The following is a 16227-nucleotide window of genomic DNA, read 5'->3' as shown; positions in this document are numbered from 1 at the left end:
CTGTGGGTTAGAAAAAAGGGGATGAAAATGCTTAACCCAACGGCAATGACCGGGGTCAGACCCTCAGGGTCTGACCCCAGCTTTTGTCTGTGGGTTGGCTTGATCTTGCGCAAAACGCAGGCGCGAGGCGTGCAGCAGGAAGCGGGCGACGACGGCCAGCTCTTCCTCGCTGAAACCCGCTTTCAGTTGTTCATTCAGGCTGTCGAGCAGGGGCAGGGCGGCGGCCAGCACCTCGCCACCCCTGGGCGACATGTGCAGGGTGCCGGCGCGCGCATCGAGCGCAGACTGGCCGCGCACGATCAGGCCGTTTTCTTCCATGCGCGCCACCAGGCCCGTGACGGCCGAGTTTTTCAGTTGTAGCGCCCGCCCCAGATCCTTCAATTGACAGCCTTCCTCGCCCTTCAGGGCGAACAGGGCGACGACTTGCGTGCCGGAAAAACCCAGTTCGCTGGTAAAGACGGCGTCGGCCGAGCGGAACAGATTCTGCCGCGCCAGGTTGAGCAGATTGAACAGGCGCGGCGAACGCTCGCCCAACGGGCAGGCGGCGGCATCGGGGACGTCTGAAGTAGGAGAATTATTGGTACGCATACGAAGTATACTACTACGTATGCGTAATAAATCAAGCGACTATTGTCAGTCGCGCTGGTGGCGTCCGATATAGCGTGCGCGTGGCCGTATCAGCGCCGCGCTGGCGGCTTGCTCGGCGGCATGCGCGATCCAGCCGGCCGAGCGGGCCAGGGCAAACACGCTCAATGCTGCGCCCTCGGGCCAGCCGAACGCCAGCTCCATGGCCGCCAGTGCCAGATCAGCGTTCGGACGCGCATCGAGCAGTTCGCCCGCCACCGCGCACGCCGCCAGGATGGCGCGCAACTGCGGATACGCTTGCGACAGCGCCGACAGACGGTCCAGCAGATACGCGGCGCGCGGGTCGCCCAGCGGATACAGCGGGTGGCCAAAGCCGGCGAATTCCGGCGTAATGCTCTTGTAAAAGGCGTCGATGCTATCCCTGGCGTCTGGCGCGGCCAGCACCTGCGTCAACATGCACCTGGCCGCCGCGCTGCCGCCGCCGTGTCTGTCTCCGGACAAGGCCGCCAATCCGGCCCCCAGTGCGGCCGGCAGGCTGGCGCCCGTCGAGGCGACGCAGCGCACGGCAAAGGTCGACGCATTCAATTCATGGTCGGCCAGCAGCACGAGGGCGGCGCGCAGCAATTCAGTCTGGTCCGGGTCCGCCTGCCACGCCTGGGCCAGTTGCTGGTGCAGCGGTAAGGCGGATGGCGCCGTCTGCAGCAGGGAGGCGGCCAGCAGGCGCATCAAGGCTGGGCCGGACTGCAGCATGTCAGCAGGCGCAGGCAGGGACGACAGCATGGCCATGGCCAGCATGGCGCGTGCCAGCGGCTTCGCATCTGATGCGCAGGCCAGTCCTGGCGGCAGGGCCGGCGCATCTTGCTGGAAATAGTCTGTCGCGTTGTCGTCCCACAGCAGGCCGGCGGCCGTCTCCAGCGTCGCGGACTCGGCCAGCGCCGTCGCATCGCATCCCCGGTACAGCAGCCGGCCATCGAGAATGTGGGAAATCCGCGTCTCGAGCACGGGCAAGCCCCAGTGCATGGCGGCCACGGCCGTCTGGCCGCCGCGCTTGGCGTCATTTCTACGGGCCGCCAGACGCAGCACGTCCTCCTGCGGATAGCGCTTGCGGCGCGAGTCTCCCTTGCTGACGGAAGCCAGCAAGCCCCGGCTCACGTAGGAATACAGAGTGGGCAGGCTGACGCCGAGGAGGCGCGCCGCGTCAGAAGCGGATAAGTCGTTGTTCATGGCGCGATTGTATCTGTATATTGATTCGTAGAATCAATATTGACGGGCCGGGCAGCGCGTCACTAGACTCATGCCTTTCCAGGAGTCCCCATGAGTACACACATCATTCGCACCCTCCGCCCCGACGACGCCGCGCCGCTACTGGCTTTCGAGCAAGCCAACCGGACTTGGTTCGAGCGCCATATCGACCGGCGTCCCGATGCTTTTTACAGCGCTGACGGCATCCAGGCCCACGTCGCGCAATTCCTGGACGAGCACGCACAGGGCCGCATGCACCCCTGCGTCATCGTCGACGAACACGGGCAATTGATCGGCCGCGCCAACCTCAAGGACATTGACCGGCAAGCGCAAACGGCCGAAGTCGGCTACCGCATCGGAGAACAACAAGCGGGCAAGGGCCTGGCCACGGCCGCGCTGCACCACCTGATCGCCCTGGCGCAAGACGAGTGGCGGCTGGCCAGTCTGTGCGCCTACGCCATTGACGGCAATGCGGCCTCGATCCGCGTGCTGGAACGCTGCGGTTTCGTGCAGGGAATTGCTGTGCCCGATATTGCCATCGTGGCAGGCAAGGTTGTCGATGGCCATGCCTATGTGCTGGATTTGCGGGCGGCTGGGGTAGACTATGCCCTGTGATAAATAAACAAAATTGACAGATATGAATCGCGAAAAGCCCCAGCACATCATCGTCATCGGCGCCGGCATCGTGGGCGCCTCGCTCGCATATCACTTGGCCAGCAAGGGTAAAAAAGTCACCGTGGTCGAGGCGGGCGGCATCGCTTGCGGCGTGACGGGTACGTCGTTTGCCTGGATTAATACGTCCTGTGCCGGGATTGACCCCATTGCGGCCCTGCGCGGCGGCGCCATCGCGGCCTGGCGCCGGCTGGAAACGCAGGTGCCCGGCTTGACGGTACGCTGGCATGGAGCCTTGTCGTATGGCACGCAGGATGGACGGGTGTCGCCCGAGTCCCTATTGATAGACCGCGCGCGCATCACCGAGCTTGAACCGCGTCTGCGGCAGCCGCCGGAACAGGCGATCTTTGAGCCGGAACAGGGCGCGCTCGACGCCGTTGCCGCCACACACGCCTTGCTGGCAGCGGCCCGGGTGCTGGGCGCGACCATCCGCACGCATACGCCTGTGCTGGGTTTTGTGGTCCAGGACGCGCGGGTGACGGGCGTGAAAACGGCCGCTGGCCTCATGGAAGCGGACGTGGTCGTGCTGGCGGCAGGCACGGGAACTGCTGCGCTGGCGGCGATGCTGGGCGCCAGCCTGCCCATCCACGCCTCGCCCGCCATTTTCATGCGCTACCAGGCGCCGCCGGGCCTGGTGCACGGCATTATTTCCAGCCATGCAATGGAAGTGCGGCAAGGCGAGGACGGCACCATGCTGGCGGCGGAAGATTACCTCGACGATGCGCCGGAAAACCAGCCCGCCGCCATGGTGCAGCGCACGGCCAGCGCGATCCGCAATGAACTGGAAGGAGCCGAGGCCATCGCGCCAGAATTCGCCGGCATCGGCCTGCGTCCCATGCCGGCCGATGGCGTGCCCATCGTCGGCTACTTGCCCCAGGTCGAAGGCGCGTACGTGTGCGCCATGCATCCGGGTGTCGTGCTGGCAGCCATCGTGGGGCAGCTGGCCAGCGAGGAAATCGTCACTGACAAGCCCGTGTCAGCCCTGGAGGCTTGCCGGCCTGCGCGCTTTCTGGCGTGCTGATTCCTACGGCACAGGCACCACGAACACGGGCAGGACGAATGGCGCTGCCTCCTGCTCATCGTCATTCTCCGATGGTGACTGCATATAATGTTCGTTGCGCCAGTCCCCGTTCACCACGCGCTCGGCGATCAGCGCCAGATCCTGCGTTTCGCGCAACTCGCAACGAAACGGCAAGCGGCCATGCGAGCGCGACACCAGGCTGTAGCGCAACTGCCGGCATTGCGCATCGTGCCAGCAATAGAACAGCATGTCTTCGCCAGCGAGTGCGCTACTGCGCGCCGCGATCACCTCACCAATGAACTCGACGATATCGGCCGCATGGATCTGCGGCGTTTCCTCGTCCGTGGGCGAAAAGCTCCACATATTGGTTCGGGCTTCGTGGTTGATGTCGTCGGGATCAATTTCCACGGCATCGTCTTTTGCCATGGCGAGCCAGTTGTTGAGGACAGCTGATTGAATCATGTAAAGCTTTCAGTACTTATCAATATTTATTTATGCATCGCCGGCTTGAGTATGCCGACGCATCCATTCATCGGCCACATCGCCCATGGTTTTGGCGGCGCCATCGCGTATCCAGGCCATGAGATCACGGTCCAGTCTGAATCCGGGGCCGCACTGATCCAACAGGAAGCGCCTGACGTTTTGCGTGTTTTTATAGCGGGCGTCGACGCTGGTCTGCCGGGTAATGACGCCGCCGTGCCAATCGAAATCCATGCTGTGCTCCTTAGTAATACCGACGTACAGCGCAAGCTGGATGCCGACAGAGAGGTGAGATGAGACAGAATTGTATGCCAGCATCATCCCATCCAGAAATTTTTAGGACTAATCTTATATGCAGCAGAATTTATTGGCTTTAGGATAAGCAGCATCACTGCGCAGTGATGATTGTTGCATCAAATACTCTTGAATAGCCATGAAAAATTTTGATAAAAGCATCATTATGTCGATAATTTTTTTCGCGACATCGATTTCCCTGCTATTTTTCCTATTGAGTGAATGCGCATGGATTTATTATTGCTTGCTGAATTTCTCAATGCGCAACCCTTCCATTTTTAACGGAATAATTATATTTTTAATCTCATTGACCTTTGTTTCTTTCTATATTTACAAATCAAGAAAGAGGAAATTTAACAAGGTAGAGCAATAGCAGAACTTGCAAAAAAATGAATGTGTCTCCTGATGGCGTTCCTCGGGAATAGGGCGCGCCAGTAACAGGAAGGTTAATTTGTACGGTTTTTGAGGCTGTTACAGGTATGCGTCTGGCCGTAGACAAAGTTTGTGCCAATATTCCTATTTTGCAAAGTGAGGCATCTTCCGTAATCAAGTAATATATCCGCGTTCTATCAAATTTCGCGCCCATCTCTCAGCCACTATTCCGCCAGCAAGCCGTCGAATTTATCAGCACGAACTAGTAAAGCACCGTCATGCTCGCAAGCGAGGTTAGCCGTCTCTTTCTGCCCTGGTTGCCCCTTGCCATCGCGCTGATTATCGACAGGTTGGCGCCATCGCCGGATGCGTGTCAAGGAGTGGGAGCGGCGCGCGCGAGGTGCAGTTCGTGCTGTCGGGCGAGCGTAGCCGCAACAGTCCGGGTGCGCCTCAGTAAGTCGTCTCGTTTGACATTTAGTTGTCGAACGCGCCGTACTCAGCGCGGCCATTGGCGGCCACAATTAACTGTTTCCCGCCGTGACTTACTCACTGGTCGGAATTGCCAAGCTGAGTGGTGTGGTCCCTGAGCGCGGTCTGTGCTATTTGCTGGCCCATATCGCTGACAATCGAGTTAGCCGATTCGATGACCTCCTGCATTGGTGTTGTACCGTGCAGATTCCAACGGCCTGCGAAATTCCGGTTCTATTGCTTAAATTAGGACCAGTCCTATTTTCAGGATGGAGATCGTAAGCCAGCATGAAGATGCAAGGGAAGTTCACTTGCTTTGCCACCTTTAAGTAATCAAAGAGAGCCTAAGAAATCAGTAATTTAATATTTTTTACGTCCAAGCTATGGGTTTAATTCATTGACCTATGAGGTTGACTATTTGAAATTATCGATTGATTAGAGTCTCTAATGCTCAGTACATTCTCACTATCGTAAAAAATTATTATTGAGAATTTTTATGATTTTTAAATGTACTAATTTATTAAATATTTTTAATTATGCGGAATTTAAAATGAAGAAATCCAACATTATTTCAGTTGATATTGAAGCAATAACTTTTGATGAAAACGGAGAAATGGTTGTACTTGACGATCATCTTTTGGCGTTAATTTCTGGTGGAGCTAAACCGAAACCATCACCATCACCATCACCGATACCTCCAATTGGAAGTGGCAATAATGCAATCTGTGGAGTTAACTTTTTTTGCCCAAGCCCCAGCCCCACTCCAAAGCCTCCTGGCGGTCTCGGTTAACTAATTTTAGGCCTGTCTTTTTAAAAAATAGGCAGGCTTATTCAATTATAAAAATAATTAGAATACACGTCATCAATAAAATACTCTTCAGATTATAAGATTGCAGTTTTAAAGATTCACAGAAATATATTTATATTTTTTTGGATATTTCATGATAAATAAAGAATTTTATAACTTGCTAGACCCAAACCACCTTCAGCTTATTTTGCTGCCAACTGAAAATTGTAATTTTCGATGCACATATTGCTATGAAGATTTTGAAGTTGGCAGAATGAAAGATGATACAATTAAGGCAATAAAAATTTTAATCAGAAAACGACTATCTAAAATCCATTCGCTTTCATTGAGTTGGTTTGGCGGTGAGCCGTTAATTGCTAAAGATATAGTGAAAGATATAACTGCCTATGCACAGCAAGCTGCTGCTGAAGCGGGAGCAGTTTTTTATGCAGACATCACCACAAATGCCTACACGCTAAACAAATTTACCTTCGAGTCTTTAGCTGAGCTGGGCATTCGTTCTTATCAAATATCCCTTGATGGTGACAAAATTGAACACGATAAAACGAGAAAGCTTACTTCTGGCAATGGCTCATTCTCAAAAATCTGGTCTAATTTGATTTCGATAAAGTCAAGTAAACTGCAATTCCAAATTGTTCTACGTATTCATCTACATAAAGACAACGTTGAAAGTGTAAAATTACTACTAGACAAAATTTATCACGAGTTTTATTCAGATGAACGTTTTTCTATTTTTTTTAAAGCTGTTGGTGATTGGGGCGGTGACAGAGTAAAGGAAATGAATCTCATGATGTCTTCTGCTGAAGTTATTGCAGGACTTAACACGTATCTTACGCAACTTGGTTGGTATCTTCCTCGGACATCCGAGGTGATCGAATCCACAGTAAGGGCATGCTATGCAGCATTACCTAATTCGTTTGTAATACGTGCTGATGGTTCTTTAGCCAAATGTACGGTCGCATTCAATGATGAGAGAAATGGGGTCGGGAAAATCAATAGTGATGGGACATTAACGATCGAGAACAAAGCAATGCAAAGTTTCATGAGGGGATTTCAAAGCATGAATCCGCTAGATTTGCTGTGCCCAATCAAAGAGATGCCGAAAAAAGTACAAGTTATTCAATTTTACAAAATTCCTACAGTTTTGGAGTAGTGTGGCAATGAGAATATTTTTTAAAATTTCATTATTTTACTTGAAAAATATTGGCAAAAATGAATCGATATGCAATTTTATTAATAATTTTTTTTATATGTGCCCCATCTTCCGCGCATTGGCAATCATTCAAATGGGGAGAGATAAAATACGGCTCAGAGGTAATAGAAAAAGGATCCATACTTCTTCCCGTTAAACTGGACGGTGTGGAGTGTGAGATGCAACTCGATACAGGTGCAGGTATCAGCAAACTTTATCGAGATGCCTTGCCTAGGCAATATTCGCGACTATTAAAGCCTGATACACTTTTAATTAGGAAATTTTCTTTTTCGGAGCCATCGTCGAGAATTTTTGAGTTGATGTACGCAGTGAAAAAAGATAGGTCTAAAAATTGCAGCAACTCAAAAAAAAATATCTTGGTTGGTACTCTTGCCAACGACTATTTTTTAGGTGGCAATCTCAGCCTGGATCTTGCACGCACAACGTTTAAATATACGAGGGGCGCATTTCGAAAAACTGAAGGAAAAAATTATACTTCTATAGAAATTAATATATCAAAAATCGGAAATCATGGCAGCTTCCCTATGGCTATATTAATACTGGGGAATGGGGAAAAAAGGAAGATGGTATTTGATACTGGGAGCGTAATTGCAGATCTTGTTGTTTTACAAGAAGGCGACTGGTTAAAGTTAGTCGGATTGAAAAAAATCGATGATGTAAAGCCTAAATTTATTCCTCGTTGGGGGCAAAGTGTTCCCTGCTATTTTGCACCGATTGTTGAATCAGTTTCTCTAGGAAGTATGATACTTAATTCAAAAAATATTGCTGTGTACTGTCATGATCCAAGAGCAATTGTAAATATAAAAAATCCGATCTTTGGGTTCATTGGTCTGGCTCCATTTGGTGAAAGTGTTGTCACAATAGATTATGTCTTAGGAAGATTGTTCATTGAATTGGATACCGCGAAAAATTGATTTCGTATGGAAAAAGCAATGCGAAATTTTTGACCGCCTGCGGATACGCTATTTTTATTGCTAAAGCCATTTACAATAATAAACGTCAATCTTTATTTATTTTATCTCATTCCAAGATTGGCCAGGGGCCTCTTCTTTCATGCCGCCTTCCCTATATATTCAAGCGAGGTTTATAGAAATTTTAAAATTTAAGTAGTAGACGTTATGGTGCTGCAATAAGAGAAAATAAATATTTTTGCTGCAATAAAAATATTTCCTTGGATATATAAATAATTGTATATTTTTATTCTATGCTTAATCACCATCGCGCTTAAAAAATATAATATTTGAATTTCTTGAATTTCTTGAATTTTGGCGAAGTTAATAAGTTTATTTACTATTAGTTTCTAAGTGAAAAGAAAAATATTTTTCGCAATAAATTATGACCATCTCCACCGCAGTAGTCCCTGCTACAGTTGTTCAACGACTGTTCCGCCAGCAAGCCATCGAGCATCTAGGCAATAAACAATACGGCACCGTATTGCTTGCGCGCCCCGTCAGCCATGTATTCCTGACCTGGCTGTTCCTCGCCATCGCGCTGGCCATCGTGGCATTTTTCATCTTCTTCAGCACCACCCGCAAGGCGCAGTCGCAGGGCGTGCTGTTGCCGACCAGCGGCGTGATCCGCATCATGCCGGGCCAGGCGGGCGTCATTGCCGGGGTGCGCGTCAAGGAAGGGCAGGCCGTGCGCGCGGGCGAGGTGCTGTTCGTGCTGTCGGGCGAGCGCAGCAGCACCAATGCTGGGGCGCCCCAGCAGGTCGTATCAAGCCTGTTGAAAAGCCGGCGCGACAGTTATGACGCTGAATTGCAGCAGTCGCGCCTGCAATCGCGCCAGCGCATGGCGGCGGGCCAGCGCCGTGCCAGCGACCTGGCGGCGGAAATCGGCCGCATGGATGACCAGATCGTGCTGCAACAGCGCCGCATCACCCTGGCGGAACAGTCCTACCAGCGCTACGGCGAGCTGCACGCCACCCATTACATTTCGTCGGCGCAACTGCAGGATAAGCAGGCCGAGCTGCTGGACCAGCACCAGCGCCTGGCCGAACTGCAGCGCATCAAGTCGGCCAGCGGCCGCGACCTGGCCACGACGCAAGCGGACGTGCGCGACTTGCAGGTGCAGGCGCAACGCGACACGGAAGGATTGCAGCGCAATGTGTCCGCCATCGAACAGGACCTGACGGAAAACGAGGCGCGCCGCGAAATCCTCGTGCGCGCGGCGCAGGATGGCATGGTCACGGCCATCACCACCGAGCTGGGGCAGACCGTGGCGGCCAACAGCGTGCTCGCCTCCGTGCTGCCGCAAGGCGCCCAGCTGGAAGCGGAAATCTACGCGCCGTCGCGCTCGGTTGGCTTCATCAAGCCGGGCATGACGGTGCTGCTGCGCTACCAGGCCTATCCGTACCAGAAATTCGGCCAGTATCCGGCGCTGGTGCGCGAAGTGGCCAGCACCTCGCTGCGCCCCGAAGAGCTGGCAGTGCCGGGCGCCGTCAGCGGCACGAATGGCGAACCCTTGTACCGCATCCGCCTGACCTTGCAGCGCCAGAGCGTGCGGGCGTATGGCGAAACCCTGCCACTGAAGTCGGGCATGCTGGTCGACGCCAGCGTGCTGCTGGAACAGCGGCGCCTGTATGAATGGGTGCTGGAACCCCTGTTCAGCATTTCCGGGCGCCTGTAAGCCCTCTCTTGATTGATACCCACAATACGCATGCACCTTCCTGATCTTGCCCACCTGTCCTTCTGGCGCAGTCAGCGCCTGCCCGTCCTGCTGCAAACGGAAGCGGCCGAATGCGGCCTGGCCTGCTTGTGCATGGTGGCCAGCTACTGGGGCCACCAGACCGACATTTCCAGCATGCGCCGGCGTTTTTCCGTCTCCCTCAAGGGCGTCACTTTAAAAGGGCTGATGGCGATGGCGCAGGGGCTGGCCCTGCATACGCGGCCGTTGAAACTCGACATGCAGCATTTGCCCGAGCTGAAGCTGCCCGCCATCCTGCATTGGGACTTGAACCATTTTGTCGTGCTCAAGTCCGTCTCCGGCAGCCATGCGGTGATCCACGACCCGGCCGTGGGCGAGCGCCGCCTGCCCTTGGCGGAAGTGGCGAAACATTTTACGGGCGTGGCGCTGGAGCTGACGCCCACCGCCGAGTTCCAAAAGGCCGAGGAAAAGCAGCAGTTCTCGCTGCTGTCGCTGATGGGGCGCGTGGTGGGGCTGAAACGCGGCTTGCTGCAATTACTGGTGCTGGGCCTGGCCTTGCAGGTGTGCGCGCTGGTGGCGCCGTTCTACATGCAATGGCTGGTCGATGAAGCCTTGCTGGCCGCCGACCGCGACCTGATCACCGTGCTCGGCTGCGGCTTCTTGCTGCTGGTGCTGGTACAGACGGCCATCGGCGCCGTGCGTTCCTGGATCACGACGGTGCTGGCCACGAATCTGAACTTGCAATGGCTGGGCAACGCCTTTGCCCACTTGCTGAAGCTGCCGCTGCCGTACTTCGAGAAGCGCCACACGGGCGATATCGTCTCGCGCTTCAATTCCATCGAAACCATGCAACATAGCCTGACGACGCAGTTTATCGAAGGCGCCATCGACGGCGTGCTGGTGCTGGCCACCCTGGGCATGATGCTGTTCTACAGCCCGCTGCTGGCGGGCGTGGCCTGCATCGCCGTGCTGCTGTATGTGATGCTGCGCTGGGCCCTGTTCAAGGCCATGCGCGAAGCGACGGCCGAACAGATCATCCATGCGGCAAAACAGCAAACGCATTTCCTGGAATCCGTGCGCGGCATCCAGAGCATCCGCCTGTTCGGCCGCGCCGCCGAGCGCCGCGCCAGCTGGACCAACGCGCTGGCCGACCAGTTCAATGCCGACCTGCGCATCGCCAAGCTGTCCGTTTCCTACCAGACGGCCAATACCTTGCTCTTCAGCGCCGAACGGGTAATCGTCATCTGGATGGCGGCGCTGGCCGTGCTGGACAACCGCTTTTCGGTGGGCATGCTGTTCGCATTCATCAGCTACAAGGACCAGTTCAGCCAGCGCATGGCCAGCCTGGTCGACAAACTGTTCGAGCTGCGCATGCTGCGCCTGCATGGCGAACGGGTGGCCGACATCGTCCTGACGGACGCGGAAGAAGACGGCAGCGACGTTGAGGTCGACATGGACGATATCTCGCCATCGATCGAGATCCGCAACCTGACGTTCCGGTATGCCGATGGCGAACCGGATGTACTGAGCGGCCTCAATCTGCACATTCCCGCAGGTCAGTGCATCGCCATTACCGGCCCGTCCGGCTGCGGCAAGACAACCTTGCTCAAGTTGTTGCTCGGCTTGCTGCAGCCGACGCAAGGCGAGATCCTCATCGGCGGCATCCAGCTGGCCAGCCTGGGCTTGACGAACTACCGGCAATTGCTGGGCACAGTGATGCAGGAAGACACCCTGTTCGCTGGCTCGATCGCCGACAACATCAGCTTTTTTGCCCCGTCTCCGAATGACCGGCAAGTGCAAGCCTGCGCGCACCTGGCTGCCGTGCATGCAGAAATCACCGCCATGCCGATGGGCTTCAATACCCTGGTAGGCGACATCGGCAGCGGCCTGTCCGGTGGCCAGAAACAGCGCATCCTGCTGGCACGCGCCCTATATAAGAACCCGAAGTTGCTGGTGCTCGACGAAGCGACCAGCCACCTCGATACGCGCAACGAACAGGCCGTGAACGCGGCGATCCAAACAATCACGCTCACGCGCGTGATCGTTGCGCACAGGCCGGAAACCATCGCCATGGCGCAAAGGGTGGTGGTGCTGCAGCAAGGAACAATCGTTGTGGATGTCATGCAAGAAACACCGGATGCCTCATGAACGTCGCTACCGCTTCCTGAGCAACAGGTCCATTACATCGCAGCGTACCTCACCCCCGCGGCCCATCCAGCAGCAACTCCGCCAGCCTCGTCGTCAGCCACAAACTCGTCTCGCTGAGCTTTTTTCCATGTATCGACAAGCGCCGCACGGGCAGGCGCGACAAGGCCAGTGCGGGGCAGGGCACTTCCTGCAAATACCCCTTGTAATTGTCGTAATTGGCGATGTTCAGGGGCAGGATGGCCCAGCCCAGCCCGTCCGCGACCATCTCGGCAATACTGTAAAAACTATCGGAAAACCAGACGGCGGGGCTGAAGGCGTGTTCGCGGTTGAGCTCGGAATCCATGATCAGCTGGCGGTAGCGGGTCAGCTCATTGCGGCTCACTTCCTGGCCATGCGCCATGGCGTGGCCTTTTGCCACGAACACGCCTTGCGCCACGCTGCCGATGTGCTGCTGTTCCAGTATGGGAGAAATCGGGCCGCGGTCGAAGTGGAAGGCCACGTCGGCTTGCTGCTGCTCCACGTATTGCGCCACCTCGGACGCCGTGGCGTTGAGCATCACCAGTTCCAGCGCCGGGTAGCGCGCCGCCAGTTCCTTGACCAGGGTGCCGATGGCCAGGTAGGGCAGGGCTTCGTCCAGCGCCAGGGTCAGCCGGGCTTCGGGGGCCTCGCTCAGCAACTGGGCGCGCAGCTGCAATCGCTCGGCCTGGCGCAGCAATTCGCACGCTTCCAGGTGCATCACCTTGCCCGCTTCCGTCAGCACGGCGCTGCGGCGCGAGCGGTCGAACAGTTCCACGCCGAATTCCGCTTCCAGCAGCCCGATCGAGGTGCTGACCACCGATTGCGCGCGGCCCAGCCGGCGCGCCGCGCCCGAGAAAGAACCGGCCGCGACGGCCGCTTCAAAGTAGCGCATTTGTTCCAAAGTCCATTGCATGGCATACACCTATCTGTTTTGCAGATGGATTTTAACTTGAATGCCATTCAGGGGCGACATAAAATGCCTTTACACTTTCAACAACACGAGATCCGCCATGAAAAACGCTCAAGCCAATTCACCCGCCATCAGCTTCAGCTGGTGTCACGATGCCACCGCCGAAGATACCTTGTGCAAGTTATATCTTGACAACGTCAACGCCGATTACATCTCCCATTCGGAGCTGCAGGGCGAGCGCGCCGATGCGCCGGGCAACTGGCGCGCGGACTTGCCTGAGGTCATCCGTGGCGAAATCCGCGCCGCCCTGTCGCATGACTGGGCGCATGGCGATTCGACCCTGCTCGCTGTCGCCACATCGGGCGAGGCCATCGTCGGCATGGCGTTGGTCTCCATCGACACGCGCCAGCGCGCTTCGAAATCGTTCGCCGCGCTGGACGACCTGGTCTTGCTGCCTTCCGTGCGCGGCAGCGGCATCGGCAGCCAGCTGGTGGAGTGGGTAGCAAGCGAGTTGCGCAACCACGGCATCGCCCGTTTGTTCCTCGAATGCGGCGCGCACAACCTGACGGCGCAACAATTCTTCCAGGGCCGCGGCTTCAAGCAAGTGTCCGTCGTCATGCTGCGCGAACTCGACGCGATGACCTCCGCCGTGGATGACAAGGATGGTGACCGTGGCTGACGCCCGCCGCCCCCGACAAGCCCAGGCCCGTGGCAGCCTGGAACGTAAATATTTGCGCAGCACCCGCTTTATCCAAACAGATAGTTGTTAAAAATTACACTAAAATTACTGAGTTACCCATGCATCCAATGAAAAAATGGCTGACGCTGGCCATCGTCTCCAGCGCCTTGTTCCTGATCGTGGTCGACATGACCGTGCTCTACACCGCCTTGCCTGCGCTGACGCGCGACTTGCAGGCTACTTCCTCGCAAAAACTGTGGATCATCAACGTGTACGCGCTGGTTGTCTCCGGTCTGCTGCCCGGCCTCGGCACCCTCGGTGACCGCTTGAGCCACAAACCCGTTTTCCTTGCCGGCCTGGCCGTGTTCGGCATCGCCTCGCTGTGCGCCGCGTTTTCGCCCGCGCCGGAACTGTTGATTTTTTCGCGCATCCTGCTGGCCATCGGCGCCGCCTTGATGATGCCGGCCACCTTGTCCATCATTCGCCTGACCTTTACGGACAACCGCGAGCGCTCGTTCGCCATCGGCGTGTGGGCGGCGATTGCCTCCGGCGGCGCCGCGTTTGGCCCCGTGCTCGGCGGTTTCCTGATGGAACATTACTGGTGGGGTTCCGTCTTCCTGATCAACGTGCCCATCGTGCTGCTGACCCTGGTGCTGGCCGCCGTTGTCCTGCCGAAACGGGCCGGTAACCGCGACAAACCGTGGGATTTGAAGGGTTCTTTGCAAATCATGATGGGTCTGCTTGGTGGCGTGTATGCGATCAAGGAACTGGGCAAGTCGCAGCCGTCGTATGCGCTGGCCGCCGCTTCGTTCGCCGTCGGCGCCTTCTTCATGCTCAAATTCGTGCGTCGCCAGAAGCGGCAAGCCAAGCCGCTGATCGACTTCGCCCTGTTCCGCGAACTGCCGTTTTCCAGCGCCGTGGCCGCCGCCATGGTGGCGTCCGCCGCCCTGATCGGCATGGAACTGGCGCTGAGCCAGCACATGCAGTTGGTGCGTGAGTTATCTCCGCTGGAAGCGGGTCTGCTGTTGTTGCCGCTGCCGCTGGCGTCCGTGTTTGCGGGGCCGCTGACGGGTTTCATGCTGCCGCGCGCCGACAAGGCCAAGGTACTGTGGGGTTCGCTGCTGCTGTCCGGTATCGGCATGGCAGCGTATCTGGTGCTGCATGACGCCGCCGTCTCGGCGCAAGTGGCCAGCCTGGTAATTTTAGGCCTGGGCCTGGGCGCCGTCATGACGGCCGCATCGAGCGCCGTGATGCTCAACGTGGCGCCCCAGCAAGCGGGCATGGCCGCCTCGATCGAGGAAGTGTCGTATGAACTGGGCGCCGTGATCGGCGTGACGGTGCTGGGCACGATTATGTCGGCCGTCTACAGCGCCACCCTGGTGATACCGGAAAGCGCTGGCATCTTGCCGAACGCCCACGACACCCTGGATGCGGCGCTGCTGGCCGCCGAGCAATTGCCTGCCGAACTGGGCTTGCAAGTGTCGGAACTGGCCCGCTCGGCCTTCGACAAGGCGTTCATTGTCGTGCTGGCTACGGCTTCCGCCATCCTGATGGCGGCCGCGGCCACCATCCGCCACCTGCATCTGCGGGCACGCCGGGCGATCTCGATCTGATGGATCAGCGCTTCAGCAGCGGCGCCACCTTGTCGCGCAAGACCGTCCATTGGGCGTCGTGCACGGCCTGGTTGGGGTCGTGCCCGGCCCGTTGCACCACGGTGAAATCCTTGGCCGGCGCCGTGATGCTGTCAAAGTACCTGCGCGCGATGACGGGCGAGGTCAGCAAGTCCGCTTCGCCCATGATGAAAAACACGGGTAAGTCAAAGCGCGTGCCCAGCGCGGGCAGGTCGACCTTGGCGAACATGCCGTCGCCGCGCAGGCCGATGAACTGGATGTACGAGTAGTCATCGGCCGCCTCGGCATCGGCCAAGGCTTGCGGCGTGGCGTAGAACGGCGCCGGCTGCCACCAGTGCTTGGGCGGCGGATCCGTTGCCAAACCTTCATATTTGCGGTCGAAGCGGCGCAAGATGCCGAAGTTGCGCGGGTCCGTCCATGGCGGTGCACCGAGCGCCGTCAGCTTGTCCACCGTGGCGGTATCGCCAGCCGCTTGCGCCAGCGCCATCACTTCCCGGTACATGCCGGTCTCATTGTCCCTGGCATTGACCACCTGCGCCGTGCCGATATACGCGTGGAACAGGTCGGGGCGCGCCTTGGCCATGTGCACGCCCAGTATCGATCCCCAGGAACTGCCCATCAAAATGACTTTCTGCTGGCCCAGATGCTGTTCGATATAGCGCGCCACGGCGATGCCGTCGTCGCGCATCTGTTCCACCGTCAAGGTCATGTCTTCCGTCGGCTGCTGTTTCGCATACGTCATGCCGGCGCCGCGCTGGTCCCACTGCACCAGGGTGTAGTGGCGTTCCCAACCGGTATAGATGGCCTCCGCGTAGGGACTCAGTGCGTTGCCGGGGCCGCCATGGATGAACAGGATCACGGGATTGCCGCAGGCGGCGCCCGTGACCGTGATCCATTGCTCGATGCCATTGATGGGCACATAGCCTTGCTCGCGCACGGCTTGCGTAGGCGAGGCACACGCAGGTACGGGAGCCGCTTGCGCCGTGTTGAAACAAGTTAAGAGCAGCAATGCCAGGCCTGTGATGCGCATATCGTCCTCT

Annotated in this window: 15 protein-coding genes; 9 read left to right on the top strand and 6 right to left on the bottom strand. The window is 56.7% G+C overall.

Going from position 1 to position 16227, the window contains the following annotated elements; all coding sequences use genetic code 11:
- Nucleotides 1-63 precede the first annotated feature (63 nt).
- Both HWE17_RS21395 and HWE17_RS21390 read right to left on the bottom strand, forming a co-directional pair.
- On the bottom strand, nucleotides 64-588 hold the full coding sequence (locus HWE17_RS21395; RefSeq protein WP_176390156.1) for a MarR family winged helix-turn-helix transcriptional regulator: 525 nt from the start codon (nucleotides 586-588) through the stop codon (nucleotides 64-66).
- A 45-nt stretch (nucleotides 589-633) separates the two neighbouring features.
- Nucleotides 634-1809, bottom strand: coding sequence for a citrate synthase family protein (locus HWE17_RS21390; protein WP_176390155.1), 1176 nt, complete (start codon nucleotides 1807-1809; stop codon nucleotides 634-636).
- A gap of 90 nt (nucleotides 1810-1899) precedes the next feature.
- Between HWE17_RS21390 and HWE17_RS21385 the strand changes: the two genes are divergently transcribed.
- Nucleotides 1900-2442, top strand: coding sequence for a GNAT family N-acetyltransferase (locus HWE17_RS21385; RefSeq protein WP_176390154.1), 543 nt, complete (start codon nucleotides 1900-1902; stop codon nucleotides 2440-2442).
- A 22-nt stretch (nucleotides 2443-2464) separates the two neighbouring features.
- Entirely contained in the window at nucleotides 2465-3520 is a 1056-nt protein-coding gene (locus HWE17_RS21380) for an FAD-binding oxidoreductase (RefSeq protein ID WP_176390153.1), read from the top strand.
- 3 nt (nucleotides 3521-3523) lie between these two features.
- On the opposite strand, the gene HWE17_RS21375 is transcribed toward HWE17_RS21380, so the two are convergent.
- Nucleotides 3524-3982 carry a hypothetical protein gene (locus HWE17_RS21375; RefSeq protein ID WP_176390152.1) on the bottom strand — a complete coding sequence of 153 codons (459 nt, stop codon included), beginning with the start codon at nucleotides 3980-3982 and terminating at the stop codon, nucleotides 3524-3526.
- A gap of 30 nt (nucleotides 3983-4012) precedes the next feature.
- Entirely contained in the window at nucleotides 4013-4234 is a 222-nt protein-coding gene (locus HWE17_RS21370; protein WP_099401951.1) for a DUF6434 domain-containing protein, read from the bottom strand.
- A 1450-nt stretch (nucleotides 4235-5684) separates the two neighbouring features.
- Here HWE17_RS21370 and HWE17_RS21365 point away from each other — a divergent pair.
- From HWE17_RS21365 to HWE17_RS21345, 5 genes are all read left to right on the top strand, one after another.
- Nucleotides 5685-5924, top strand: a complete 240-nt coding sequence (locus tag HWE17_RS21365; protein ID WP_176390151.1) for a hypothetical protein — start codon at nucleotides 5685-5687, stop codon at nucleotides 5922-5924.
- Nucleotides 5925-6075: 151 nt separating this feature from the next.
- On the top strand, nucleotides 6076-7095 hold the full coding sequence (locus tag HWE17_RS21360) for a radical SAM protein (protein ID WP_176390150.1): 1020 nt from the start codon (nucleotides 6076-6078) through the stop codon (nucleotides 7093-7095).
- A gap of 218 nt (nucleotides 7096-7313) precedes the next feature.
- Nucleotides 7314-8069: a hypothetical protein gene (locus HWE17_RS21355; protein WP_176390149.1), complete on the top strand. Its 756-nt coding sequence runs from the start codon at nucleotides 7314-7316 to the stop codon at nucleotides 8067-8069.
- 421 nt (nucleotides 8070-8490) lie between these two features.
- Nucleotides 8491-9783, top strand: coding sequence for an HlyD family secretion protein (locus tag HWE17_RS21350; RefSeq protein WP_176390148.1), 1293 nt, complete (start codon nucleotides 8491-8493; stop codon nucleotides 9781-9783).
- 30 nt (nucleotides 9784-9813) lie between these two features.
- Nucleotides 9814-11949, top strand: a complete 2136-nt coding sequence (locus HWE17_RS21345) for a peptidase domain-containing ABC transporter (protein ID WP_176390147.1) — start codon at nucleotides 9814-9816, stop codon at nucleotides 11947-11949.
- A gap of 49 nt (nucleotides 11950-11998) precedes the next feature.
- Here HWE17_RS21345 and HWE17_RS21340 read toward each other — a convergent pair whose 3' ends face one another.
- Entirely contained in the window at nucleotides 11999-12880 is an 882-nt protein-coding gene (locus HWE17_RS21340; RefSeq protein WP_176390146.1) for a LysR family transcriptional regulator, read from the bottom strand.
- Nucleotides 12881-12977: 97 nt separating this feature from the next.
- On the opposite strand from HWE17_RS21340, the gene HWE17_RS21335 reads away from it, so the two are divergent.
- Both HWE17_RS21335 and HWE17_RS21330 read left to right on the top strand, forming a co-directional pair.
- Nucleotides 12978-13556: a GNAT family N-acetyltransferase gene (locus tag HWE17_RS21335; protein ID WP_176390145.1), complete on the top strand. Its 579-nt coding sequence runs from the start codon at nucleotides 12978-12980 to the stop codon at nucleotides 13554-13556.
- A 128-nt stretch (nucleotides 13557-13684) separates the two neighbouring features.
- A complete protein-coding gene (locus HWE17_RS21330) occupies nucleotides 13685-15169 on the top strand; it encodes an MFS transporter (protein WP_303625204.1) in 1485 nt (494 codons plus the stop codon).
- Between the two features lie 4 nt (nucleotides 15170-15173).
- On the opposite strand, the gene HWE17_RS21325 is transcribed toward HWE17_RS21330, so the two are convergent.
- Nucleotides 15174-16217: an alpha/beta fold hydrolase gene (locus HWE17_RS21325; protein WP_176390143.1), complete on the bottom strand. Its 1044-nt coding sequence runs from the start codon at nucleotides 16215-16217 to the stop codon at nucleotides 15174-15176.
- Nucleotides 16218-16227 lie beyond the last annotated feature (10 nt).

This window comes from Janthinobacterium sp. BJB401, from assembly GCF_013372745.1.
Lineage (GTDB): Bacteria > Pseudomonadota > Gammaproteobacteria > Burkholderiales > Burkholderiaceae_D > Janthinobacterium > Janthinobacterium rivuli.
This window is presented reverse-complemented; position numbering and strand designations above follow the sequence as displayed.

Coding starts and splice junctions, on each gene's coding strand:
- HWE17_RS21380 (WP_176390153.1), top strand. CDS start 2,465: ATGAATCGCGAAAAGCCCCAGCACATCATCGTCATCGGCGCCGGCATC.
- HWE17_RS21340 (WP_176390146.1), bottom strand. CDS start 12,880: ATGCAATGGACTTTGGAACAAATGCGCTACTTTGAAGCGGCCGTCGCG.
- HWE17_RS21370 (WP_099401951.1), bottom strand. CDS start 4,234: ATGGATTTCGATTGGCACGGCGGCGTCATTACCCGGCAGACCAGCGTC.
- HWE17_RS21385 (WP_176390154.1), top strand. CDS start 1,900: ATGAGTACACACATCATTCGCACCCTCCGCCCCGACGACGCCGCGCCG.
- HWE17_RS21330 (WP_303625204.1), top strand. CDS start 13,685: ATGAAAAAATGGCTGACGCTGGCCATCGTCTCCAGCGCCTTGTTCCTG.
- HWE17_RS21355 (WP_176390149.1), top strand. CDS start 7,314: ATGCAACTCGATACAGGTGCAGGTATCAGCAAACTTTATCGAGATGCC.
- HWE17_RS21360 (WP_176390150.1), top strand. CDS start 6,076: ATGATAAATAAAGAATTTTATAACTTGCTAGACCCAAACCACCTTCAG.
- HWE17_RS21335 (WP_176390145.1), top strand. CDS start 12,978: ATGAAAAACGCTCAAGCCAATTCACCCGCCATCAGCTTCAGCTGGTGT.
- HWE17_RS21395 (WP_176390156.1), bottom strand. CDS start 588: ATGCGTACCAATAATTCTCCTACTTCAGACGTCCCCGATGCCGCCGCC.
- HWE17_RS21365 (WP_176390151.1), top strand. CDS start 5,685: ATGAAGAAATCCAACATTATTTCAGTTGATATTGAAGCAATAACTTTT.
- HWE17_RS21350 (WP_176390148.1), top strand. CDS start 8,491: ATGACCATCTCCACCGCAGTAGTCCCTGCTACAGTTGTTCAACGACTG.
- HWE17_RS21345 (WP_176390147.1), top strand. CDS start 9,814: ATGCACCTTCCTGATCTTGCCCACCTGTCCTTCTGGCGCAGTCAGCGC.
- HWE17_RS21325 (WP_176390143.1), bottom strand. CDS start 16,217: ATGCGCATCACAGGCCTGGCATTGCTGCTCTTAACTTGTTTCAACACG.
- HWE17_RS21375 (WP_176390152.1), bottom strand. CDS start 3,982: ATGATTCAATCAGCTGTCCTCAACAACTGGCTCGCCATGGCAAAAGAC.
- HWE17_RS21390 (WP_176390155.1), bottom strand. CDS start 1,809: ATGAACAACGACTTATCCGCTTCTGACGCGGCGCGCCTCCTCGGCGTC.